A 24,633-nucleotide genomic window follows, 5' to 3' on the forward strand; every position below is an offset into this window, starting at 1 on the left:
CCCAACTTATGTTTTCCATACTTCATTCACCGCAGCGCGGAACATATCATCCAACTGCTGATCTCGTCCGCCCTCCATATGCTGAAGCAAAGGCGCCTTCTGTTCAAAGTAAGCAATTTGCTGCTCGATAAAATCATTCACCACCGAAAGCTGTGGCTCCACATTCAGCTCCTCGCCCGCTTTTTTACGTTCCAGCAAATGTTCGATCACCTGGTAAAGTTCGGTATCAGCCGGAATGAATTCCTCCAGCAAGTCTACGAATTCCATCGGAGGCATGCTGTTGTATCGTTCAATCCAGCCACAGGCCAGCAGCGGGCGCAGCACGTAAAAATACTTTTTAATCTTCACCTGTTCACCTTGCAAATAATCCCGATAATTTCCCCGCGCCATATTCAGATAATGGTACATACAGGACTTCGGAGAGAAGGTTAACGGCGAGATCGCACGAATCTGATCAGCCACTGAATACTGCTCCAGATAGGGAATCGGAGATTGCAGCCATTCCAGCAAAGGCGGATTGGATTTGCGAAACAAATTGAGCGCCTTTTTCAAATCCCAGCCGTTTATATCCAGCAAATCGCTGATTGGCCGTTCAATCACATCCCGCTTATCAAAAATAGATAAATACCATTCTATGGGTCTTACATAGATAAATCGTACATCATAGTCACTGTCCTGTGAAGGAAACCCCCATGCCCGACTGCCTGATTCACAGGCGTATACAATGCGCACCTGTTCCTCCTGCTCCAACGCCCGCAGCTCACGCAAAATCGTTTCGCGCATTTCCGGTTGAATGAAACCCTGCCCATGCTTCACATCTGTCATGTTGTTCCCTCCCTTATCATTAAAGTAATTCCCGAATCTGTTCTCTAATCGACTCCTCCGTTTCAGCTACCGATAAGCGGCGAAGACGCTCTGTCGTTTCCTCACCCCACATCTCAGAAGGCCATTCCTTGAGTACATGAAGCGCTGCATGACGATTGGAGGTCACCGGACTCCAGAGTCCGGCAGCAACTAGCTCTTGCCCCATTCCTTCGTAAGAAGACAATTGCTGAAGCAAAATACCCAGACACTGATGCGCTTCATACTCCGGTCCAAAGCCTGGCACATCAGCAGGACCAGAGGCAATCTTTTCCAGAGGCAAGCGCTTTTCTGCAAAAGCCACCAGCTTACGAGCCCGTTGTTCATCCTCTGTCCTGATGAGTTCAAAGTACAGATTAGGCTTGACTGGGTATTGGCTTAATTGATCAAATAGCACGGGCCATACATCTAGTGCTAGCATTCGAGCTACACGAATGGCGTAGTGGAGATGCGGTGAATTTGCATGCTGTAGCTCCTGTTCTACCGGCTTTACCCACTGTGGATCGTCCATCATCTGCTGGCATATCGACGCGTAACGTTTACGCAATTCCGGCGTCCATTCATGCTCATAACGTGCCTCCCATGAATCGTCTTCTTCACCCAGAAAATCCGCAATATCCATGATGATCGTAAAATGCTTCACAGTCGTACACATGGCCTTAGCATGGCGAAGGTAGTTGCCTATGACCATAGCGGCATGCTCATAATCATCTATACTTTCCGCAGGTCCGCCTGCTGCCAGCAAAGCTGATAGAATATCACCCGCCCCGTCAAACAAATCCTGATCAATGTGCGGTACAGCGATGGCTGTATGCAGTTCGCCTTTATGAGCGCACTCATAAGCAAGATACTCATACATGACATTGTTGCGGAATCCTTCCCGTAATAACCAATCACGTATTTCCTGCCGTGTCGGCTCCAGCCGTTCTACTACGTGAATACGTCCCCAGCCATGTACCTGTGACGCTAACCTATACAACTGCTCGTTGGCCTGCTCCGAAATATTACGGATAGCTACAGCCGCATATAGCGTGAATTCATCATGCTTGGCTAGTGTTAAAATAAGCTCGTGGTGCTGATCCGTCTCCAGCAATCCAAGCAATGCAATGCCAAACTTCACCACATTACGATGTGCTCCGTGTTCAGCCAGCCAACGTGCTTCTTCATACAATCGATCCGGCTGAATTGCTGGATGCTCCCGCACCGCATCTAGCAGCGGATCAATCAGGCTGAGTGCATTTTCCTCCATCAAGCGTACATACGTCTCACGTCTCGTCTTCATCCCTGGCTTGCGGCATTGTCTGGACAACAACTGCGCCAGATCCTTAATTTTGTCAGTCTCTCCATCTCCGCCAGCGCCGTGATGCCCAAACGCTCCATCCAGCCCTCCTGCCACCCAACGCATCTTGTGACCTGCCCAGTATTCTTCATCATCTGGCAAATGATCATCCGTAAGCCTGCCCTGAGGGTCCAGTCCCTGCTTAATCGTTTCATAAATCGAAAGCTTACCTACCCATGGATATAACACTTCATTTTTGAATCGTCCAAACATGTTGCATCACCCTTCTGTTATGTATTGCTTCTTACTTATCGTGCTACCTTATATTCCTATAATCCTTTATTTTGGAAGTCATGAACATGGTGAAAGTATTACAAAGATGAATAAATTACCTTTTTCCTGCATCCCTACCCTGTTAGAATAAAGGGATACTTATTTTCGGAGAACGGCTACAGAAACGGGGAATGCATCATGGCGAGAGAGAGTTTTGATAAAGAAATTCAATTCCTGCGTATGCTCACACTAACAAGCGGCGCTTATAATCGGCAGCAATTTGCAGACAGACTTGGCATTTCGGTACATACCTTTGATAAAACGATCCGGCGCCTCAAGGAGATTGTCCAATCCGTACAACAGCAGTTGCCTGCGGAACAGGGACATGATTTTAATGAGATGCTGCGCTTTAATTATTACGAATCCGCTGATCCATTGCTGTTATTTCTATTTCGGGCCAAATCGCTCAAGGAATCGGAAAGCGTCCGCTTATCCCTTCTGCTGACAGCGCTACAGTCACAGCCTATGACCACCATGGAACTGTTGGATGCTTGCTGCAATGGCCTGCCTTCCGACAGTTCACTGCCAGATGAGAAAACAATCCGTTCTGATCTGAAATATCTGGTCGAAGTCGGCGTGGTTCGTAAGGAGCCTGGCGGCAGACCTTATCGCTATGCTGTCCGCAATGATCTGGTGACAGAACTGACGGACGAGGAATTACTGGACTTATATGATTTTGTGGACATTATGGCCAACACCCAGCTCCCCTCTGTGCAGGGATATCTGTTACGAGATCATCTTAAAAAAGCTATGCGCCGTCAGCTCGGAGATCGTGAGATGGCAGAGCCTTTTTTATATAAATACCATTATTATTCACGCATTCTGGACGAAGCCCATATTCATCCGCTTCTGCATGCCATTCGGCAACGTCGCTGTGTAAGCTTTTTATATTTTTCGGCGTCCAAACGAAGCATGTACGGGTCACAGAACACAAACCCACGGTTTGAAAAAGAGACCGAAGGCCGTGAACATACCATTCTACCCCTGCAAGTCATCTATGATCATCAATACGGACGTTGGTATGTGCTTGGTCATGTAGGCGGCAAAGGAATCATGAAGTTTCGTATGGAGGGCATGACTCAATTGGTGGAGGGCAAGCCTGTCCCAGAGCAGCTTTATGCCGACCTGTTAGCCGTGCTGGAAGAAAAAATGCGGTACAGCTGGCTTGTTGATACGGGTCGTCCCGTGAAGGTACGGGTACGTTTTTTTAATCCTGAGGGTGCAAAGCGCAACTTTATCCGGGAACGTGTACTGTCACAGGGACAATGGGGTGCGATTACGGAGGAAGAAAGTGAATCCTTTATCTATGAAATCACAGTGAATGGAATCACTGAGATCAAACCATGGATTCGCAGCTTCGGATCAAGCTGTGAGGTATTGGAACCCCAGCGGCTGCGTAAGGAATTCAGACAGGAATGGAAGGAGCTGCAAGCCTATTATGAGCCTGTTCGAGAAAATATTTAACTATCAGATCGTCTCACGACTGGATGAATCGGGCGCTTTTGCTACCACATCGCAGGAAAGAGTCTGGCTTAAGTCCATGCTTGCAGACTCGGCAGCGACAGAGGCTTTTACCCCCTCTACACTTGATAAGCTTCGGCAATTACTTGCAGACGACGAGCCTCTGGAGGCTGATGGCAGCCTGCGCGAAAAAGCAGGGGTTCCTGCTGCTTCGGTTTATCATCCACTCCTGCGTGAATTGCGTTCCATTCTGCGATCCCGTTCAGGCATCTGTATGACCTACAAACTGCGCAACGGACGCCTGCATGAGCGAATGTCCGGATTCCCATACAAGCTGGAGTTTTCCATGGTCAAAAAAGAATGGAGTCTGCTGTGGTATAATCGTCGCCACCGCGCATTTATGTCCACTAAACTGTCCAACATCGTAACCGTTACGGAGGATGAGATCCTACCTGAAGAAGCCGAGACGTTTACCCAACGAATACTCGGTATACTGGAGTCACGCAAAGAACAGGGCATCATCGAAATTATTCCTGTATATAACGGTGAAATGTCTCGTATTTTATATGCTTTTTCCTGTTTTGAAAAGGAGGTCGAATATGATCAGGAAGCAGATACCTATCGTATTACGCTCACTTTCCAGGCAGACGAATGTGAATATGTGTTATCCAAAATCCGCTTCCTCGGCAAACGTGTCAAGGTCGTTCAAGGCTCTCGATTAATATCGCGAATGAAGGAAACAACAGCCAAGGCCCTCGCACGATACGAAGAGGAATAGCTGCTGAAGACATATAGGATGAATCCACGTAAAGGCCCTCCCTCCGTCTGCTAATGAGACGAAAGGAGGGCCTGTTAAACGAGTTATGGCAAGGCTTGTCCGCGTGCACTGACATACAATTGATACCATTCCTCACGGGTCATCAGCTCGCTCTGGCGTTCTGCATCCTGACATGCTTTGATTCGTTCAGGATTGGCGCTGCCAATGACAGGCTGAATCCGTGCCGGATGCTTCATCAGCCAGCCCAGGACGATCGCTTCACGTGTCGTCCCCTTTTCAGAAACCAGCTTCTGCACCAGTTCTGCCGTCTTACGGATGTGCTCAGGCTCTCCTTCCAGAGAACCTCCGCTAAAACGTCCCTGCGCCAGCGGTCCCCAAGCCTGGAGCTGAATATCCTCAGTTTGGCAATATTCCAGCAAACCCTCGCCAAAATGTACATTCGTCCCTGCCTGCTGGTTCACGTGTATGGTCTGATCTATAAAATGCAGATGTGCCAGGCTCATCTCCAGCTGATTAACAATCAGCGGCTCCGATAGGCTACGTTCCAGAAAACGAATTTGGCTTACATTCATATTGGAAACGCCAAAATGCCGGACTTTGCCGGATGTCTTAAGCTCACTGAACGCCTTCGCTACTTCTTCCGGCTCTACCAGCGGATCGGGACGGTGCAGCAGCAGGATGTCTAAATACTCAGTACCCAGACGCTTCAAGATACCATCTACGGACTCCATAATATGATCATATGAGAAATCAAAACGGCCTGGGAGCGTGCCATCCGGCAAAAAAATGCCGCATTTGGACTGAATTACGATTTGTTCACGCAATCCGGGCTGTCCCTTTAAAATCCGACCGAAAATTTCTTCCGCTTTTCCCATACGATAGATATCCGCATGATCAAACATCGTAATCCCGATGGATTGTGCAGCTTCTACAGCTCTCTCCGCTTCAACGACATGCTCCTGTGTATACGGTGCATGGCTCCATTCTCCACCAAAAGGCATGCAACCAAGCACCAGCCGACTATCGGAGATTCCACGTTTTTGTAAAGGCATAATTTTCATGCTGCTCCTCCTTGAACCCTCAAAGTATTCCTTGCTTCATCTACATTCGAATAGTGCGTGAAACCGCTATCACACACCTATTTTACCACTTACTTACGGTCGTGTATCACTTTGGCCCCGATTCGCATCTTTTTATCCGAATATCCCCATGCTCAGATAACGCTCTCCGGTATCCGGGGCAATGCAAAGCACCCGTTTACCTGCTCCCAAACGCCGGGCTTTCTGAATGGCCGTCCATATTGTAGCCCCGCTGGAGGGCCCGACAAGAATTCCCTCCTGTGCAGCAATCGCCCGTGTCATCGCAATCGCATCCTCATCGGAAACCTGTACGATTTCGTCATACACTTCCGTATTCAGCACGGTGGGAACAAAGCCCGGACTCGTTCCCACCAGCTTATGCGGACCGGGTTTTCCCCCAGACAGTACGGGCGAACCTTTGGGCTCGACCACAACAATCCGCAGATCCGGCAAATGCTGGCGCAGCACTTCACCTGTACCCGTAATGGTACCACCCGTTCCCGAAGAAGCGACGAACACATCCAACCGCCCCTCCGTCTGCTCCAAAATTTCAAGTGCCGTGGTTGTACGATGGATATCGGGATTTGCTTCATTTTCAAACTGATGCGGGATAAAACTCCCTTCAATTTCTGCCCCCAGTTCGAGAGCTTTACGAATCGCTCCTGGCATCCGTTCTTCCGCTGGTGTCAGTACGACCTCAGCCCCATAGGCTTTTAAAATATTGATCCGTTCCTTCGTCATATTCGAAGGCATTACCAAAATCGCACGGTAACCTCGAGCTGCCGCATTCATCGCAAGACCAATCCCCGTGTTGCCACTGGTTGGCTCAATAATGGTGCCCCCCGGCTTGAGATGTCCCGCCTTTTCCGCCTCGGCAATCAGATTGCCCGCCGCCCGATCTTTAACACTGCCGCTTGGATTAAAATACTCCAGCTTCACATATACTTCCGCATCCTGCGGTCCTGTAAGCCGTTGCAGCCGCACACAAGGCGTATCCCCGATTAAGTCCGTAATCCTATGTACCACTTTAAGTGTCATTGTTATATCCTCCCCGGATTATTCCTTACAACGTCATTCCCTATCTTCATATCATACTACCAAAATAACATAATTGGCTCCTTCCAACCTGTCACTTTTGTAAATTACACAAACCTTATCAACTTAGTATGTAAAATTCTTGCAAAATGGGTCGCCAGATGTTGCCTGGAATGATATACTCGCATTACTATTTTTTCAGGAGGATACAAGAAACTTATGAGTACTCAAGAAAATATGACAGCTAATCGCTTCCCCCCCTCCTTGCTATGGTTAACCCTTGGTGCCTTCGCCATCGGCATGACCGAATTCGTCATTATGGGACTTCTCCCCAATGTAGCCCATGATCTTCAAGTTACGATTCCGCAAGCCGGGCAATTAATCACCAGTTACGCGCTTGGTGTGGCCATTGGCGCACCTGTGCTTACTGTATTAACCCATAAGGTTCCGCAAAAAAAGCTGTTGTGTCTGCTGATGTCTATATTCATTTTAGGCAATCTTTTTTCCGTCATTGCTCCTAACTACGAACTGCTGATTGCGGCCCGTATGGCTACTGCGTTATCGCACGGAACCTTCTTGGGAGCAGGTTCCCTGATCGCTGCCCGGCTGGTTCGTGCTGATAAGCGGGCAGGAGCCATCTCTATGGTGCTGACCGGATTGACCGTGGCGAATATTATTGGCGTGCCCTTTGGCACCTTTATCGGGCAGCAGCTCGGCTGGCGCGCTTCCTTTGGAGCCATTGTTGTGATCGGCTTGATTTCTCTCTTCGGTATTATTCGTTACATTCCGGTGATTCAGCAGGACAAGCCTTCCAGTCTCAAGCAAGAAGTCAAAAGCCTGTTTAATCCAAAAGTGCTGCTGATGCTGCTCACAGGTGCAGTCGGCTGTGGTAGCCTGTTCACTGTCTTTACGTACATTACGCCTTTGCTTACGGACATTAGCGGCTTTGCCGAACACAGCATTACCTGGATTCTTGTCCTGTTCGGCCTAGGCGTCACAATTGGGAACATCGTTGGCGGCAAGCTCGCAGATTGGAAGTTGCTTCCCTCCTTGATTGCAAACTATGCTGTACTGGCCATTATTCTGGCCATTCTGACGTTTACACTTCAAAGCCAAGTACTGGCCGTTATCACTGTATTCATCTGGGGGATTGCTGCATTCGGCATCATGCCAGGTATTCAGGTTCGCATCATGAATCTGGCCTATGAGGCTCCTTTGCTAGCCTCTACCTCCAGCCATTCCGCATTGAATCTGGGTAACGCAGGTGGTGCTTTTATCGGGGGAGTCGTGATTAACCAAATGGGGCTGTCCGCCATTCCATGGGTTGCATCACTCATTACTGTCGGCGGTCTGCTACTGATGCTGGTCAGCTACATGATGGATCGCAAGACGGCTCATACTGAAACAGCAACACAATCATAGAATCATTCAGTTGTTGGACAGTGCACAGCTACCAACCGGACCGCAGCAATAAATAACGGCATATCTCTAAAAATAGCAAATTGGACGTAAATGAATGGTTCATTTTTCATAGATTGAGAGAATATTGTCCAATCTCTCCTTCTAAATTCCTCATAGTATGACAGTGCAATACCAATTTATGAGGAAAGAAGTGTTTATGATGAGCCTTTTTTTTAGAAACAACACGAGTAATACCATTTATGCTGCCTACGCCTATCCTAGTTCCGACTGTCATCCAACCAATTATTCTAAAAGGGGTTGGTATCGGATAGAACCTGGTGATACGAGAGAAGTATGGAGCGGTTCTGTAGGGGGAACCACATTCTACTATTATGCTGAAGATCACTCCAATAGGTGGCGTGGTACGTACCGCACACGGCTTCCGAGAAATACTAGCCATGATTTTCATTGGTGTTGGAACGATAGCAGAGGATCATCCAGACGAGTGGGGATGCGCCGACTTGCCATTGATTCATCTGTAGACAATTACACTGTTGAGTTCAGCAGAACCAACCAAAGCTTACTGTCAACAAAGACAACTCGTAGAGCGTTACCTTCCAAATCGGAGGACTCCGGCATTAACAGAATTCCGAGAAGACCGACTCGATTTAAAAAAGGAACCCCAGTTCCAGTAAAGTCCAAACGATAAGCCGAAGAATTCGCCAATAAAAGACGCAACCTGGTTGCAAACACTACAAAGCCCCTTTAATAAAACACAATGAACCATAACCCGCAGATGGACATTTTGGAAAAAAGTGATTCCCTTGCGGGTTATTTTTGTTTTCATCTGGGCTCATATACGCGTGTTACAACCACAGTATTTTGTCTCGGCGTTCAGCTTAACCAACCATCGAAAAAATCCCTATATCCCTGCTTCATCACCTGACTTGAAAACTGTTCCATGGCGTATGCCTGGTTTTCTGTAGAAACCCGGCGAGGTGAAGCCGCAGCCATATTGACCAGTTCGAACCAGTTCTTCTCATTCCCCGAAAATGAATGTGTAGAGCTGATGTGCCCATAGCAAGGATGCTCCGGCTTGACGACGATTTTCCCCATGGCCAGCGCTTCGGTCAGCGGCATCGCGAACGTGTCGAATTTGGAGCAGCTCCAATACACCTTCGCCGTGTTCATCAGTGCAAACACCTCGTCTTGCGTTAGCGCAAATTGAAGTTTTACATTGTCCGGGATGTCGTACTTCTTCATGCTTTCCTTGTAGCGTTCACCGCCAAATACCATATAGACATCCTTATCAGGATTATGCCGCGCATACTCCAGTACCAGATCCGGACGCCGATTCTCTTCATCTCTACCAATCCACATCACCCGGTTCTCCACCACTTGTGAGGGATCAAAATGCTTTTCCACCAACCGCTCATTAAATCCGATCGGGATGACTGTCACATCGGTTACGCCAAACTTCGAGGTCATCTCCTGCTTGAGAAAGGCAGTCTGTACGATAGCCTTGTCCACGATCTGATAAAAAGGCTTCATCATCTCATAGCCTGTCAGTGCCGGGTCTGGAAAACTATGTGGAAAGAGCACGCTGTTTTTAAAAAACATATTCAAATAGGTAAAGCCAGATACCGTATAAATAACGTGCTCAATCTGCTGCTCGTGCAGTTGATCCAGTACGATGTCATAATTGACCAGGTCACCCTTTTCGTGCTCATAGCCCGGAAGCCAGTCATGGCTGCTTACATGGCGCTCCGGTGATACAAATACGATATCCACCCCCAGTTCCAATCCGATCTGCTTCAGACGTTCTGCAAAAATACGAGGACCCTGCGCTTCAGCAAATTGTATTTTTCTCATGACCAAACCGACTTTTTTCATGGATTTATTTCCCTACCTTCTTTGGCTAACTATATAGAATCTATGCCTTAAGCCCACTAAAGCCACTGCTTACATGGTTGGACTTGTCCCCAATCCATCATCGCTGTACATTGGTTTAAACAAGCTAACGTTTCATCCAACTGGGACTCTAATTGCTCTTTTGACCATTTGTTGCTATTTCTATGCAGCTCCTTTTTAATCCTTTGCAAATCACTTGTGATTAGTAATAGCATCCAAAGCGAAAATACCACAGCAAACATACCATATTCCTGTATAAATGCCGTTCGATCTACCTGTATCCCCAACAGCTCCAGCTGTTCCAGATAGGTGTCTAGCATACGAATACGCAATTCAGACGTCATATGTCGGGGGAATAACGGATGGGACATGTCGATCAGGTGATATACATCCCACAGCGGTGTGTTTAGATGAGCATGCTCCCAATCCAATACCTTTAACCGTTCCCCACTCAGCGCATAGTTTCCCGGATGAAGATCACCATGAGACAGTACAAGCTGGTGTGAAAAAGATAGATGCTCCAGTTGTACATAAATACGCTGCATGTGTTGCTTGGAAAAACCGAGTGAGCTGCAAAGCTCTAATATATCTGGCTTGCGTATGTGCAGTTCAGAAACCATCTCCTGAATGAGCGGCTTCGGTCCCCGCAATGGCATTCCTGCAAAATAGTCCAGTGGCAAAGCATGCCACCTTGCAACAAGTCCTACAGCTTGCAATAGGGTTTCGTCTGCGTGAACATGATGTAACGGACCAAGGTCCTCAAATACCATCCATTCTCCTCCGTCATCTGCGTCTGCATCAGACCAAGCTAGCAATTGGGGATAGATGGGTGGTAATGCGGGAAGCACATGCTCGTACACCCATCTCTCGTGCCCCTTCTGATCGTCATTGGTTAGTGGTTTAAATATATAACTTTCAGAGGAGGACACGTAAAAACGTTCCACATGCCGGCCATTCGTACCTGTATATAAAATTTCACGATCGCGCACCAGCGTATCATTCAAAGTACCGTCTACATTCACATATTGATGAAATAGATTCATAGCCACCCAACTCTTTTTGTATAAAATGTAATAGCACGATCATATCATAGTCCTCGTTCCGAACGAAGCCCAGATCATCTTGGGGTAACTCACTGCACCCAAAAAGGGGCTTGCCCAGCAGATCACGCGACCTGTTGGCAGCCCCTTATCACATCCATACTCCTATCCTTACTCTATTCTATACCGATTAATATTGAGTATTGCCGGACTCGCTCGTGTTGCTAGATTTAAAGCCTTTGAACAATTGTTTTACATTATGATAACGAGTATTCGTAATTTTAGCTTTGCTGTTAGGACCGTCGGATCTCAGGATCGAATCCTTCACGTTGGAAATATCCGAGTTATCCAAAGTCATATTCACTCTAAAAGTAGAGCCCCCAAGTTGGCGAACCAGCTTACCGATATCATCGGCTCTAAAGTTTTTAATGTTAATTGTGCCTTCGGCATTGATTTGGAACACTTTATCATATGCATGGTATGCTCCACCGCCTGTAATATTCACTGTGCCTGGTTCTTTAAGCGTCAATGCATCTTCACCGACATCCTCCCACGTTACGTTGGAAATGGTGCCATTGCCATATACATGCACACCATCCGCAGCAGGCGCGGCGATGATCACGTTTTTCAGCGTTGCATTATTTTCAAGCTTGAAGATAGGCTTTTGAGCCTCCTTTTGGCTTCCATCTCCCAAGGTATCGGGGTCAGCCACTACGGTCTTGCCTTTACCATCGTATACTTCTCCTGCTTTTACAAGTATGGTCTTATGAACGACCTCTGGAGCTGCATGAGCAGAATAATTGCCGACAAATAATGCGATCAACATACCGGATAAAGCAATACTCATTCCCTTTTTCAATACTTTAGCTGTGTTTGTTTTCATTTCAATTCATCCCTCTCCTAGATCGTTTTTTATTCTTATTTCCAATTCTTCGTTGACTAGAGCGTAAGCGCGTAGACCTTATCACCACCTTCGTACAATGAACCCATTGACCGACACATGTCCGTAAAGTGATATTTAACTATTTGCATATGTATACTTGGTTTTTGGTTCAAAGTAGCTTCTTTTTTATAAATTAAATCAATCACAAATTGTAAATAGAGCGATTACATTTACAATTTGCATAATTCTATTATATTCCTACTTCCAATAATTTCAATACGTTTTCCGGCAAAATATGTCCTTTTTTTCAATTAAGTACACAAAATTGCCTCTTTTATACTTGTACAAGTTTGTTATTCTTCAATTTACGCATTAAATAATACTTGAATACCTAGTTTCGTTTGCCTCTTTTATCGTATACCTCATTGCTGATGTGCTCTATACTATTGAATGACACGGTTGATGAACGTATAATGTATTTAGTGCTTTGAAGCGTTACATCTCAACATTACTGGTGAGAAAAGAGTGGTTATCGTGCAAAACAATAGTGAGATTCCATTAAAAGAACAAAATATTGTGCTCATCGGCTTTATGGGCGTAGGCAAAACAACGATCGGTTCCCATCTAGCGCGCAAACTGTATCGCGATTTTGTCGATATTGATCAGGAGATTGAACAAGAGTACAACATGCCTACAACAGAAATTTTCAAAACTTACGGAGAGAAGCGTTTCCGCGAGATTGAAAAAGAACATATTTTGAAGTTGTGCAGCAATACACGCCTCAAAATCATTTCTGTTGGCGGTGGTGCGTTTTTACAGGAAGAGGTGAAGCAGGCTTGTTTGGCTTCCTCCATTGTGTTCTTCTTGGATTTAAATTGGGATTCCTGGAAAGATCGGCTCAAGATGCTGATTGACACCCGCCCTAATCTGCAAAACAAGACGCTGGAGGAAATTGAAAATCTTTTCCGTTCCAGACAGGACATTTACGCGGTGAATCACTCCAAGATCGATACCGATCAGTTGGATGCGGAAGAAGTCGCAGACTATATTATTCAAACACTGAATCTGGGTTGGGAATTGTATGAACCTACTCGGGGATTGAATTAAGCATTACAAAAAGGAGGACCCCAGCATGCTTATCGCATGGGTCCTCCTTTTGTGTTCACTATGAATTCCTTGCTCGCTAGTGGGTAGTAATTGCATCTTTTAAGAGTGGCTATGCAGCACCTGCAATATTTCTCTCAGTTCAGTGACAGGAATTTGTCCCGGTGCAGAAGCCTTCTTGGCAGCACCAAAAGTCAACGCTGAACCAAATAGCTCTCCGGTCAGACGGCTCACGACACCTTTTCCCGCCATCGACATCGTGATAATCGGCCGATCCGCATACTCTTCTGCCATGGTGCGTGTAGCGTCCAACAAGGTTAATACGTCGGCTGTATTGGTTGGCATCACCGCTATTTTAGGCAGATCGCCGCCCAATTCCTGTGCCTTACGCAACCGGGACACAATTTCCTCCTTCGGCGGCGTCTTTTGAAAATCGTGGTTAGAAATAATCACATACACGTTATGCTTATGTGCCGCTTCTATCAGCATCTTCACATCAGCTTCCTCATTAAAAAGCTCTACATCAATCATATCTACTTGTCCCGTTTCGGCTATTGTACGATTCAATTCTACATAGCTTGCCGCACTGATTTCCTTTTCTCCACCTTCTCGGGCGCTACGGAACGTAAATACGAGTGGAATATTGGCTAAAATAGACCGAATCTCATGTAAGGCAGCCTTTACCTTTTCCAGCTCCTCCACATGCTCGAAAAAATCGACTCTCCACTCTACGATATCCAGGTCGAGTGTACGTAAATGGGCAGCCTCTTCCTTCAACTGCTCCAACGTTTCTCCCACCATGGGGACACATATTTTAGGCGCTCCTTCACCGATCCGTACATCTTTTACCTTTACGATTTTTTCCATATCTATCTCACTCCCCAATTACAGTTTCAAGTCGAACATTCACAATAATTCATAGTATAACGCATTCTGAATAAGCATGCAGATGATTAGGTTCAGTCGCTAGTTATTTCGTATCCAGTACAATTTGAGGAGACAATTCTCGTTTTGCAGGAAAAACGGCACTGTAACGAAAGTTAACAAACACCGCCAGTGCGATCCCGAGCACATTCACGATAATAGCCAGCATAAACACACTGGAAATTTGAGAATGCTTCAAAAGAAAGCCTGTAAATACGGGAATAAGCGTATAGGACAGCGAAGTTGCGGTATAAATAAACCCGGTAATCTGTCCTTTTCGTTGACTAAAAAATTCACTCATTACGGTTAACGTCAGCTGAAGTACACCCGATATGGAAAACCCGATGACACTCGCACAGATAATGGCGGCAGCCCCTGATTTGAAAAGAAGAAGCGCTCCAAAAGCCAACAAGGAAATACAGGGATAAATAAGGATGATATGAACAGGTTTAACCCATTTTCCCAACGCAATGACCAATACAAACACGGAAACCAGCGAACCCATATTGTAATAAACTAATAGTCTGAGAGACTCTGATTCTGCCATGCCGATAAACTGTTGTCCAAACGTAGGCAGCCATAACTGCACAATATACAGCAAAGTAGGCCCCGTAAATCCAAGCAGAATAAGACATACACCTTCCTGCCAAAACCGCGGTTTACTCGCATCATCTGCCTTTAAATTTCCTGTCTGCTCGGCACTAGATACAGTAGTACCGCCACTTTGCTCCTTGGTGGGCTGTACCCGCATGTCTGGAAACTTCATTCTGAACAAGTAGACCGCATTTAATGCAAATATCAATGCTGGTATAAAGAAAGAGAACCCGTAAAAAATATCGTGATTCATAAAAAAGATAATCATTAGCGGTAAAAATGCCGCCCCAATGGATATAAAACCTCTCACCAACACTGTAGCCGAACCAGAGGATTGGGGGAAAGCTTCGATCAGAGCCGGATAAGTACCTGAATCAAGAAAAGAATTCGCTACACCTGCCAGCACAGCCAGTACCATCGCCATCTCAAAGGTGGGACTCAGCGGTATACCAACCAAAAATACGGCCATCAGCAGCCCTGCGGCCACAATGAACGGTTTGCGACCATAGCGGTCGGAGAGCACGCCGGATATGTACAGCGTAAATAGTCTGCCAAACCCCATCGCGGAAACCAAAAGGCTAATGCCCGCCTGATCTGTATGCAAATGCTCTGTTAAAAAGGACATGTGCGACGCCAGCATAATATTAAACATGCCAAACAAAAGATAGTTCACATACAGACCTGTCGCCACTGGAATAGAAGAACGTTTCATCATGAATTCACCTGCTTTTGTAAGTAAGTCTTGTAGTATCAAAACGTGAATCATTTCACATTGCTTGTGTCGATGATGAAGTATAGAACACAATTTAAAATTTATCAAGTTTAAAAATTGCGAGACTCCGGCTTAGACACGCTGATGCGTTTTCAGATAAAACTCCTTGCCATAACTTAGGGCAAAGTTCCGAAACTCTACTACTGCCGGGGATAAGTATCTATTTTTAATGCTGGCTAGGTAGATAAAACGCTCGTATTCTGGATTTACAATAGGCAATGTTTTGACGTTAAAATAATCTAACGATGAAATGCGGGGCATAACTCCGATCCCGTAATTGATAGACACCAGTCCTGCCATTGCCGTATCTTCTTCAATCTCGCAAATAATCTGTGGCGTAACGCCTGCCTTGGCGAACAAATTTTCAATAATGGGCCGAACCCCACTCTTTTTGTTGAAGAAGATCACCGGGTAATCCGCTGTATCTTTGAGGTCAATTTGGTCCAGAGAAGCCAGCGGATGATCAGGAGAAACAATGACCACCAATTCCTGCTGAGCCAGCGGAATAAACTCTACATCTGGTTCATTTTCCACGTGAGAGCAGAACGCCACGTCATAGTGTTCCTGCTTCAGACCTTGAATAATATCGTTCGTATTCCCTTGGTGAAACGAAAAGGAAATGTCTTTACGGGCATCTTGAGCTGAAAAAGCTTGGATTATCGCTGGAATGAAGTGTGAACCTAACGTGTAAATGAACGCCAAATCTATATTCCCATGGCTTGGACTCACTAATTCCCGTAAGTTATGCTCCCCCTTTTCCAATTCATCCATCGCGTGCTCCACATATTTCAGAAAAAATCGCCCGTATTTGTTTAGTCGAATATTTCTTCCCTGCTTTTCAAACAGATGAACACCCAAATCCTTTTCTAATTCTGAAATCGCATGACTTAAACTGGGTTGAGTGATACATAGCCGCGCAGCTGCCTGGGTAAAATGCTCCATCTCTGCAAGTACACGAAAATATTGTAAGTGCTTCAGATTCATAAGAATGTACGCTCCCTCTTTAATTCATATTTTAAATTATAGATTCAAACTATGAAAAACGATAAAAATATGCATTGGATTTATAATAACACCCCTTATATAATTAAAACATAGACATTATGTGAATATTTTCACTTGTTTGTGGGCGTACTTTAATAGACCTGGACGATGCCTATCTAGGCCATTGATCTAAAATTTAAGTTGGGAGTTACACTTATGAAAAATCCTTATATCAGAATGGCAACAGGGCTTTATATCAACTATTTTCTTCTGGGTATGATTAATGTTATTCTCTCGTCGAATATGAGTTTTCTGACCGTGCAATTGAACACGGATAAAGCAGCCATCGGCTATCTGGTGTCAGCGATTGGAATCGGTAAACTACTCGCTCTCGGAGTAGCCGGAAAAATGTCAGATAAATACGGAAGGAAACCACTCATTGTTATTGCATCATTTGCTTATTTAATCTTCCTAATCGGTATTCCGCTTGCACCTAACTACACGTTGGCATTCGTGTTTGCCATTATCGCAGGGCTCTGCAACTCAATGATGGATGCGGGGACTTATCCCGCACTCATTGAAGGGTTCGGAAAAAAAGCCGGGTCTGCAACCGTCCTGGTCAAAGCATCCATCTCGATCGGTGCCATTGTTATTCCATTCATGATTGCATTTTTTATTAATCACGATATGTTCTATGGATATTCCTTCTTTATTCCAGCAGGAATTTATCTGCTGAACGGGATTTTCTTGTCGATGACCGCTTTCCCCAACCACAAAGCAGAGGAACAAAAGGCTCCAGCCGAGGCTGGTCAATCAACGGATTCGTTCCACAGCGAGCCTAAGTTTTGGCAAGAAGGTCTGTCTCTGATTATTATCGGTTTTACTTCAACTGTATTGTTCATGATCGTGCAGCTATGGCTTCCTACCTTTGGAGAAGAGGCTCTTGGCATGGACAAAGCCAGCGCCATTAAGCTGCTTAGCTACTATAGTATAGGTTCACTAGTTTCCGTTATTTTGTTGGCTGTGGTACTTGGTAGATTCATTAAGCCTATTACCGTCATGATTGTGTATCCGCTTATTGCCCTGCTTTCTTTGCTGGCTTTAATTGTATGGCACAATCCTGTCGCTACCTTGATCAGTTCATTCTTAATCGGCTTGTCTACTGCGGGTATCTTCCAAATTGCCCTTACAGTCATGACAGAATTTTTCCGCAAGAACAAAGGAACTACGACTTCTCTCGTAAACATAGCAGCCAGCCTATCGTTCATCCTGATGCCTTTAGCTACCGGGAGCATGTCCAAAAGTCTGGGAATTACCTCGGTATTCATTCTAGATATTGCGATTGCCGTAGTCAGTATTTTGCTGGCCGTGTTTGTTGCTTATCGATATAAAAAAGTGTTTCATTAAACTACACAGATAACTTGGAGGCTTATTATGAAAAACGCTGGACGTATTGACGGAAGAACGCAATTAATCGGACTGCTAGCTACACCGATCGGACACTCTTTGTCCCCGGCTATGCATAATCTTGCGTTTGAGAAACTGGGGCTAAACAACGCATATATGGCCTTTGAAGTAGGCAATGAACAACTTGAAGAAGTAGTACGTGGGATGCGCGCTCTAAACATACGCGGCTACAACGTGTCCATGCCCAACAAAACAGCCATCTTACAGTACCTTGACGAGCTGGACGACAGCGCTAAATTTACAGGTGCCGTCAACACTGTCGTGAATACGGATGGTAAGCTGAAAGGCTACAGTACAGATGGATCTGGTTATGTTCGCAACTTGCAGGAGCACGGCATTGATCTGAAAGGTAAGAAAATGACACTCGTCGGCTCAGGCGGTGCTGCAACACCGATTGCTATTGAAGCCGCTCGAGCTGGCCTTGCTGAAATTTCAATTTTCGCTCGTAATGACCAGTTCTTTGCCCGGGCGGAAGAGAATGTTCGTATTATTAATGAAGAGATGAAACATGCTCAACTCAAGGCGAACATCTATGCATTAGAGGATCAGGAGAAGCTGCGTGAAGAGATTCTTACAAGTCATATTTTCGCTAATGGTACAGGTGTGGGTATGAAACCGCTGGAAGGCAAAAGTGTCATTGAGGATGTGTCCATGCTTCGTTCCGACCTGATCGTGACCGATGTAGTGTACAGCCCAGCTAAATCCAAACTGATGGAACAAGCTGAGTCCGTAGGTGCAACCGCCATTAACGGTCTGGGCATGATGCTGTGGCAGGGCGCACTTGCCTTCGAATTATGGACAGGGCAAGAAATGCCTGTCGTTTATATTAAAGAACAGCTTTTTGCTGATCAACTGTAAGACTTAGAGGTACTAACAAGCACATCAAGCCATAAGTTCCTTCTATTATATATGCATATATGTACTTTAAAGACGATGCTCGGCGAATGAACACTTCTGCCGAGCATCGTCTTTTTTATGGGTACACACCATTCTTCCTTCTCTTTTCATTAATCCTTATATGGGTCAAACTCATTGGCCCCAGCCATACATACCCCGATTGGCTTCAGCACATGCATAACTTCAACAGTCTCGGAATGAGCGTCCAGCACCTCACGCAGTTTGCGGTAGACAAACGGGCTTTCGTCTGTACCTGCTCCGCGCAGCTCGACACCGTAGTTTCGAACAGCCTCCTTCATCTGTAGGTCCGTAATCTGCCCACCGCTACGCGTACGGGTTTTCCAATTCATTTTACCGGCCGCCTGGGTACGACTCATAATACGACCTGCGCCATGGACTGTACTATAGTAGGAATCCCGATTTTCTACCGAATCTTTCCCACGCACAATCACCGAGATATCCCCCATGCTTCCTCCAATAAAGCCCATTTGACCAGGGGCCGAGGGGGTTGCGCCTTTGCGGACCACAATGGTGTCGCGTCCATCATGCTGTTCTTTCCACGCGTAATTATGGTGATTATGCACCGTAAAGTCCGCTTCGGTCCCCATTATACCAAGCACTTGTTCTATCACATGGTCACGTCCTGCATAAGCATAACGTCCGGCAAGGCGCATTGCACGATAGTACATATCCCCCAGCTCACTGTTCATATCCAGTAGTACAGGCGGCTGATCCATATGTTCTCCCGGCGCCTTTCCGAGAAACTCCCGTCCTGCGGCCAAATTTAGAAACCCGCTTGCTGTTTTGTGCCCAAAGCCCCGGCTGCCGAAATGATTGGCAATCCAGACCTGTCCTGTCGCTTCCTCTACAAATACATCAACAAAATGATTGCCACTCCCTACTGTACCCAGCTGTTCTCTCGCCAAGAACTTCAGTTTGTCATGCTCTTGCTTCCCAATCGCTGCATATACCGCCCAATCCGGGTCATCAAACAGCTCATGGTCCACCTGAACCTCATTCACACGACCTATGCCAAATGAAATCTGACGTGCAATCTCATCCATCACGCTTGAAATACGCGGCATAATGTCTGCGGCAGACAGCTTGGTTCTTACCGCCTTATTTCCGCAGCCGATATCATACCCTACACCTGAAGGTGAAATTTGTCCGTCATACACCATCACACCGCCAATTGGCTGACTGTAGCCTTTATGATGATCTGCCATCAGTAGCGCCTGAATCACATTACCATTTTCGGCACATGTGCGGGCTTGAGATAGTGCCCCCGAATCAGGTGTTCCCCATACGCGTACTCCATTGATTTCTTGATAAGCCATCGTTTTATCCCTCCATATTTTGCAAGAAAATTTCTATATGTAAAAGTGAGCATTCTATTTTTAAACTTTGGATCTCTTAATAGCATTATGTACGGTTTACCCGCTTCCGAACAGGGCGTAAGTATTACAAGCACAACATCAGACGTCTCTATAAGAAAGTCCCTAAGAAAATGAAAAAGGATATCCATGCAGCCAAACAGACTGTAGGATATCCTTTTATGATCATTTAGAAACCATTAATCAATTTTACTGATATTTTTTGATGATTCCGAATTGATCCACAATAAAAGGTTTGGCATCATTTTTGTTTTGATCAATTTCGTACGTTACGGCTGTAAGTTTATTTTCGTCGACAGTGATGCCAACAAAATTCTGCACCTGTCCTCGTACAGGTCTACGATTGTCACTCGGATCTGGGCCATATACTGCCGCATGATTCTCTTCAGCTAATTCAAAGAGGTTATAGTACTTATCTCCAAGCTTTTCACTCGGGTTCTTGTAGTAAACTTTAGGGCCAGCAGTTGCTGGGATGACATAGATACTTCCATCCGGATTCACACTATATTCAATCGTCTTTTCATTTAATCTATCTTTTAATTTGGTTGGCGTTGTTGCTTTACCCTCTTGGTTGATTGGTTTCGTCCGAGCATAAATATGATCATGCCCCTGCACGACAAAGTCGATATCAAGTTTGTCCATGAGTGGAACGATTTGGTTACGAACTCCATTGTTATCCATGATGTCAGCATCTGTTGCATGGTTAGAGGTAGTGTAGGGACCTTTGTGAATATTAACAATGATCCACTGTGCACCCGCCTTTTTGGCTGCCGCAGCATCTTTCTTTAACCATTCAACTTGATCCTCAGAAAAATTGGCATATTTCTCTGAGTCCTCATTGGAGTTCAGTACGATAAAGTGAGCATTGCTGTAATCAAAGGAGTAGTACGCTCCTGTTTTAGTAGCAGAACCCGCTGGTTGCTTAATATTAAAGTGATCATAAAAAGCGTAGTTCTCATCCTCGTGATTACCTGCTGAAGGAACAATGGTTGTATTCAAAAGACTTTTTTGTGAATGTCCCAACAACCAGTTCCACTGCTCTTCTTTGGTACCGGTATCTACGATATCTCCGTTGTGAACTACAAACTGAGCATTATTTACGGTTTGAAGTGCTTTTTCGAGCGTCTGTGAAGACAATATGGCTTCATCTTCGCTTTTCGCTTGTGTATCAGCTAAATCAATGAAGGTAAATTCACCGTTCTTAGAAGCCGTTTGAAACGTACCTGTTTCGCTCCATATCCCGCGCGCTGCATCACCCACACGATAATAATAAGCTGTGTCCGCTTGAAGACCTGTAGCTACAGCTTTATGGATAAGCTCTTCTGGAGAATTGGTCGATGGAGAGGAAGTGCCTTCAAATGTAAGAGCATTCGTAAAATCAGCTTCAGAAGCCGTTTTCTTGGTTACTTGAACAGTGCTCTTCGTGAAAAGTTTTGAAGTATACCAGGTAAATCCTTTGGAGGCTTTGGTGTCTCCATAAAATGTAGCTGTAACTTTACTAATACCTTGATCTGTGTTCACTGGTGACTCAGCATGAACAGGTGAGGCTGACAGGCCCGTAATCAAACCTAGCGCAAGAGCAACAGACATAGATGTTGCGGACCACTTTTGAAACTTCTTAAACATGTGTACACTCCTCTGTGCAGTTAATATGTAAAAGTTATAAATATGATCATAACAATCAATTATTAATACGTTATTTGCTGAGATGTAGTGCTTTGTAAAAATGAGGTTAGGTATATAAACCAAAAAAGGCCTACCGGATGTTTGCAAAATTTGCGAAACCGGTAGGCCTTATTCATGTTCTAGGTACCTTGACACATAAAACTAGACTGCCCCCATGTAAGAAACAGTCGCGGAGTCTTGGAAAGCTAGTAAGGGTTTTGTTAAATCACTAGCCAACTAATGTGCAGAGGTATTTTTCAAATCCGCTTCATAACGAAGACCAAATTGTTGTCTTGCCTCCTCCATCACTTCAGCGACTGTCAGCGAACACTCCAAAGAGTTAATGGAACTGTTGCGTTCCCCACTCTTGATCAGATCAATAAATTCCTGAATTTCATAATACATGGGCTCACGCGTCTGAGCCTTGGTCAAATCCTCAATCGTGCCGTCCCGATAATGAATTTTCACCTCATAGGGCTGGCTGATTTTGTCGATCACCATCGTCCCATACTCACCCTGTATTTCGGCAGGTAAATAGGAATCTGTAATTTTGGAATGCATGACGATTGCATCCATATCCGGATACTTCATCACGATACTACCCTCGCCGTCAACACCAGAGGATAACAGTACACCCACCGCCCGGACCTCATCCGGTTTGCCGAACAATGCCACCATTGGATACAAACAATACACTCCCAGATCCATCAATGAACCATTCGAAAAAGCCGGATTAAAGGCATTCAGCACCTTGCCCTGCTTAAAAGCATCAAAACGTGAAGAGTATTGACAGTAGCTTGCAAAATAACGCCGAACCCGGCCTATTTTATACATATGATCCTTTATAATTTTAAAGTTAGGCATAAGCGTGGATTTAACGGCCTCCATCAACAGAACATCGTTGTTGCGCGCGGCTTCGATCATGCTCTGCACCTCTGCTGCATTAGAAGCTAATGGCTTCTCACACAGCACATGCTTTCCATGGTTCATACATAAGATCGCTTGCTCTGCATGTAAGGAATTGGGACTGGCAATATATACGGCATCCACCTGATCGCTTGCAGCCATTTGCGCCAGATCTGTAAAAACTTCCGGCTGGCTGCTATATTTGTCAGCAAAGGCTTTGCCTTTCTCCTCTGTTCGTGAGTACACCGCAGTCAGGGAAAATTCGTCTGTCTCTATCGCAGCTTGAATAAATCTTTCCGTTATCCAGTTCGTTCCAACGATACCAAAACGCATCACAGTATCCCATCCTTTCCCGTGAGTCATTACAATTAATATATGTTCCTATTCTCGCATTCCAGCCAAGACTTGTCCACTATACCGCTTGTGATCTCCCATGCTTCCACATATTAAAAAAGACTGTGGTCTATCAGCTTAATTTATACTGATTGTACCACAGTCCTTATATGCTTTTTGGGGTTACATCACTACTTTGTGGAGATCACTTTACCTACTTCTGTCAAAATGGCGTCCATGGAAGCAGGGTCGTGTACATCGTACTCATCAATGTTGAGACGCAGTACAGGACAGGCATCAAATTCATTGATCCAATTGGAATATCTGCGATGCATTTGCTCCCAATAGGATCGCTCGGTCTGAATCTCCATTTCGCGGCCGCGTTCTTCGATCCGACTCAGTATGGAGGGCAAGCTGCCTTCCAGATAGATCAGCACATCAGGGTGCGGAAAGAACGGGGTCATGACCATCGCCTCAAATAGGCTAGTATATGTTTCATAATCGGTAGGGTTCATTGTTCCCTGATCGGCATGCATTTTCGCAAAAATGCCTGTGTCCTCATAAATGGAACGATCCTGCACAAAACCTCCACCAGACAAGAAAATGTTCTTTTGCTCCTTGAAGCGTTCCGCGAGAAAATAGATCTGTAGATGAAAGCTCCATCTTTCGAAATCGTGATAAAACTTCTCCAGATACGGATTATGATCAACTTGCTCTAACGAGGTTTTAAAACCAAGACGACTGGCCAAAGCGCCCGTTAACGTTGATTTACCTACACCCACCGTACCCGCTACCGTAATCAGGGCATTTGCAGGAATGTTGTAATTATTCACTATATAAGCTCCTTTACATCGGAAACAATTTGTTCAAATTGTGCCTGGTTTTCTACAAAATCAATTTCATTCCCGTTTACGGTCAATATACGAGGGGCAGGTGACTGTTCGGCGAGAAACTGAATGCCTTTATCATAATCCGTAATCAATTGCTCCAGATAGGCAGGGTCCATCTCCTGTTCAAAGGAGCGTCCGCGCTTACGAATTCTACCCAGCAAGGTATCCAAATCTGCTCTAATATAAACGATAATGTCAGGCTTGGGCATGTCATCTGTGAGCAAATGATAGATTTGGCGATATTTTTCGAGCTTCACACCCTTAAGCGTACGTTCAGCAAAAATCAGATTTTTATAGATATGGTAATCTGAAATTACAGGCTGGGCTTTCTCGATGTATTGCAGACCAGTATCCTCTAGCTGCTTATACCGATTGCAGAGAAAGAACATTTCCAACTGAAAGCTCCACTCATCTATATTTTGATAGAATTTATCGAGAAACGGGTTTTCCTCGACAATCTCTTTGATCATCGGCAATTGTAGCTCGGTTGAAAGCATCGAAGCCAACGTTGTCTTACCTGCTCCAATCGGCCCTTCAACGGCTATAAATGGGGCTTGTTTCATGCGGTTCTGCTCCTCCTTGTACTCCAGGTCCATCCTATGGACAACTATCCTATTGTATCACAAGGAAGTATGCTAGAGG

The 24,633-nt window shown here is 45.3% G+C and carries 23 protein-coding genes and 1 pseudogene; 8 read left to right on the forward strand and 16 right to left on the reverse strand.

What is annotated here, in order from left to right:
• Nucleotides 1-6 precede the first annotated feature (6 nt).
• Together ACXHJ2_RS18695 and ACXHJ2_RS18700 are read right to left on the reverse strand one after the other, a co-directional pair.
• Nucleotides 7-825 carry a nucleotidyltransferase domain-containing protein gene (locus ACXHJ2_RS18695; RefSeq protein ID WP_165082721.1) on the reverse strand — a complete coding sequence of 273 codons (819 nt, stop codon included), beginning with the start codon at nt 823-825 and terminating at the stop codon, nt 7-9.
• Nucleotides 826-844: 19 nt separating this feature from the next.
• Complete coding sequence (locus tag ACXHJ2_RS18700) at nt 845-2,413, reverse strand: limonene hydroxylase (protein ID WP_165082723.1); 1,569 nt, start codon at nt 2,411-2,413, stop codon at nt 845-847.
• A 198-nt stretch (nt 2,414-2,611) separates the two neighbouring features.
• Here ACXHJ2_RS18700 and ACXHJ2_RS18705 point away from each other — a divergent pair, with 198 nt between their 5' ends.
• Complete coding sequence (locus ACXHJ2_RS18705) at nt 2,612-3,937, forward strand: helix-turn-helix transcriptional regulator (RefSeq protein ID WP_025677403.1); 1,326 nt, start codon at nt 2,612-2,614, stop codon at nt 3,935-3,937.
• Complete coding sequence (locus ACXHJ2_RS18710) at nt 3,912-4,712, forward strand: WYL domain-containing protein (RefSeq protein ID WP_165082725.1); 801 nt, start codon at nt 3,912-3,914, stop codon at nt 4,710-4,712. Before ACXHJ2_RS18705 ends, ACXHJ2_RS18710 begins: the two co-directional genes overlap by 26 nt.
• 83 nt (nt 4,713-4,795) lie before the next feature.
• On the opposite strand, the gene ACXHJ2_RS18715 is transcribed toward ACXHJ2_RS18710, so the two are convergent.
• Together ACXHJ2_RS18715 and cysK are read right to left on the reverse strand one after the other, a co-directional pair.
• Nucleotides 4,796-5,773: an aldo/keto reductase gene (locus tag ACXHJ2_RS18715; protein ID WP_165082727.1), complete on the reverse strand. Its 978-nt coding sequence runs from the start codon at nt 5,771-5,773 to the stop codon at nt 4,796-4,798.
• 132 nt (nt 5,774-5,905) lie between these two features.
• Nucleotides 5,906-6,829: a cysteine synthase A gene (gene cysK, locus ACXHJ2_RS18720; RefSeq protein ID WP_165082729.1), complete on the reverse strand. Its 924-nt coding sequence runs from the start codon at nt 6,827-6,829 to the stop codon at nt 5,906-5,908.
• Nucleotides 6,830-7,045: 216 nt separating this feature from the next.
• On the opposite strand from cysK, the gene ACXHJ2_RS18725 reads away from it, so the two are divergent.
• The 3 genes and pseudogenes from ACXHJ2_RS18725 to ACXHJ2_RS18735 all read left to right on the forward strand — a co-directional run bounded on the left by ACXHJ2_RS18725 (nt 7,046) and on the right by ACXHJ2_RS18735 (nt 8,769).
• Entirely contained in the window at nt 7,046-8,248 is a 1,203-nt protein-coding gene (locus ACXHJ2_RS18725; protein WP_058828982.1) for an MFS transporter, read from the forward strand.
• Nucleotides 8,249-8,447: 199 nt separating this feature from the next.
• Nucleotides 8,448-8,597 (forward strand): annotated as a pseudogene (locus tag ACXHJ2_RS18730) (DUF1036 domain-containing protein); the annotation flags it as partial.
• Between the two features lie 22 nt (nt 8,598-8,619).
• Nucleotides 8,620-8,769, forward strand: a complete 150-nt coding sequence (locus ACXHJ2_RS18735; RefSeq protein WP_225683814.1) for a hypothetical protein — start codon at nt 8,620-8,622, stop codon at nt 8,767-8,769.
• Nucleotides 8,770-8,773: 4 nt separating this feature from the next.
• On the opposite strand, the gene ACXHJ2_RS18740 is transcribed toward ACXHJ2_RS18735, so the two are convergent.
• The 4 genes from ACXHJ2_RS18740 to ACXHJ2_RS18755 all read right to left on the reverse strand — a co-directional run bounded on the left by ACXHJ2_RS18740 (nt 8,774) and on the right by ACXHJ2_RS18755 (nt 12,061).
• On the reverse strand, nt 8,774-8,980 hold the full coding sequence (locus ACXHJ2_RS18740; protein ID WP_230493826.1) for a hypothetical protein: 207 nt from the start codon (nt 8,978-8,980) through the stop codon (nt 8,774-8,776).
• A gap of 141 nt (nt 8,981-9,121) precedes the next feature.
• Nucleotides 9,122-10,120 (reverse strand): glycosyltransferase, encoded by a 999-nt coding sequence (locus ACXHJ2_RS18745; protein WP_165082731.1) that lies wholly within the window; start codon nt 10,118-10,120, stop codon nt 9,122-9,124.
• Between the two features lie 56 nt (nt 10,121-10,176).
• The gene (locus tag ACXHJ2_RS18750; RefSeq protein ID WP_165082733.1) at nt 10,177-11,181 is read right to left on the reverse strand and encodes an aminoglycoside phosphotransferase family protein; all 1,005 of its coding nucleotides are present in this window, start codon (nt 11,179-11,181) and stop codon (nt 10,177-10,179) included.
• Nucleotides 11,182-11,368: 187 nt separating this feature from the next.
• Nucleotides 11,369-12,061 (reverse strand): pectate lyase, encoded by a 693-nt coding sequence (locus tag ACXHJ2_RS18755; RefSeq protein ID WP_153794755.1) that lies wholly within the window; start codon nt 12,059-12,061, stop codon nt 11,369-11,371.
• A gap of 534 nt (nt 12,062-12,595) precedes the next feature.
• On the opposite strand from ACXHJ2_RS18755, the gene ACXHJ2_RS18760 reads away from it, so the two are divergent.
• The gene (locus ACXHJ2_RS18760) at nt 12,596-13,168 is read left to right on the forward strand and encodes a shikimate kinase (protein ID WP_025677396.1); all 573 of its coding nucleotides are present in this window, start codon (nt 12,596-12,598) and stop codon (nt 13,166-13,168) included.
• Between the two features lie 99 nt (nt 13,169-13,267).
• Here the strand turns inward: ACXHJ2_RS18760 and aroD are convergent, their stop codons facing one another.
• The 3 genes from aroD to ACXHJ2_RS18775 all read right to left on the reverse strand — a co-directional run bounded on the left by aroD (nt 13,268) and on the right by ACXHJ2_RS18775 (nt 16,439).
• On the reverse strand, nt 13,268-14,032 hold the full coding sequence (gene aroD, locus ACXHJ2_RS18765) for a type I 3-dehydroquinate dehydratase (protein ID WP_165082735.1): 765 nt from the start codon (nt 14,030-14,032) through the stop codon (nt 13,268-13,270).
• A gap of 103 nt (nt 14,033-14,135) precedes the next feature.
• Complete coding sequence (locus ACXHJ2_RS18770) at nt 14,136-15,398, reverse strand: MFS transporter (protein ID WP_165082737.1); 1,263 nt, start codon at nt 15,396-15,398, stop codon at nt 14,136-14,138.
• A 129-nt stretch (nt 15,399-15,527) separates the two neighbouring features.
• Complete coding sequence (locus ACXHJ2_RS18775; RefSeq protein ID WP_165082739.1) at nt 15,528-16,439, reverse strand: LysR family transcriptional regulator; 912 nt, start codon at nt 16,437-16,439, stop codon at nt 15,528-15,530.
• Nucleotides 16,440-16,655: 216 nt separating this feature from the next.
• Here ACXHJ2_RS18775 and ACXHJ2_RS18780 point away from each other — a divergent pair, with 216 nt between their 5' ends.
• Both ACXHJ2_RS18780 and aroE read left to right on the forward strand, forming a co-directional pair.
• Nucleotides 16,656-17,846: an MFS transporter gene (locus tag ACXHJ2_RS18780; protein ID WP_165082741.1), complete on the forward strand. Its 1,191-nt coding sequence runs from the start codon at nt 16,656-16,658 to the stop codon at nt 17,844-17,846.
• A 27-nt stretch (nt 17,847-17,873) separates the two neighbouring features.
• Nucleotides 17,874-18,764 carry a shikimate dehydrogenase gene (gene aroE, locus ACXHJ2_RS18785; RefSeq protein WP_165082743.1) on the forward strand — a complete coding sequence of 297 codons (891 nt, stop codon included), beginning with the start codon at nt 17,874-17,876 and terminating at the stop codon, nt 18,762-18,764.
• A gap of 149 nt (nt 18,765-18,913) precedes the next feature.
• Here the strand turns inward: aroE and ACXHJ2_RS18790 are convergent, their stop codons facing one another.
• From ACXHJ2_RS18790 to ACXHJ2_RS18810, 5 genes are all read right to left on the reverse strand, one after another.
• Nucleotides 18,914-20,140 carry an RtcB family protein gene (locus tag ACXHJ2_RS18790; protein ID WP_165082745.1) on the reverse strand — a complete coding sequence of 409 codons (1,227 nt, stop codon included), beginning with the start codon at nt 20,138-20,140 and terminating at the stop codon, nt 18,914-18,916.
• A gap of 246 nt (nt 20,141-20,386) precedes the next feature.
• Complete coding sequence (locus tag ACXHJ2_RS18795) at nt 20,387-21,823, reverse strand: purple acid phosphatase family protein (protein WP_165082747.1); 1,437 nt, start codon at nt 21,821-21,823, stop codon at nt 20,387-20,389.
• A gap of 276 nt (nt 21,824-22,099) precedes the next feature.
• A complete protein-coding gene (locus tag ACXHJ2_RS18800) occupies nt 22,100-23,101 on the reverse strand; it encodes a Gfo/Idh/MocA family protein (protein ID WP_165082846.1) in 1,002 nt (333 codons plus the stop codon).
• A 191-nt stretch (nt 23,102-23,292) separates the two neighbouring features.
• Nucleotides 23,293-23,934: a deoxynucleoside kinase gene (locus ACXHJ2_RS18805; RefSeq protein WP_017426248.1), complete on the reverse strand. Its 642-nt coding sequence runs from the start codon at nt 23,932-23,934 to the stop codon at nt 23,293-23,295.
• Entirely contained in the window at nt 23,934-24,554 is a 621-nt protein-coding gene (locus tag ACXHJ2_RS18810) for a deoxynucleoside kinase (protein ID WP_040102071.1), read from the reverse strand. The genes ACXHJ2_RS18805 and ACXHJ2_RS18810 overlap by 1 nt, the downstream gene beginning before the upstream one ends.
• Between the last annotated feature and the right edge of the window lie 79 nt (nt 24,555-24,633).

The sequence above is a fragment of the Paenibacillus sp. ALE3 genome, from assembly GCF_054113405.1.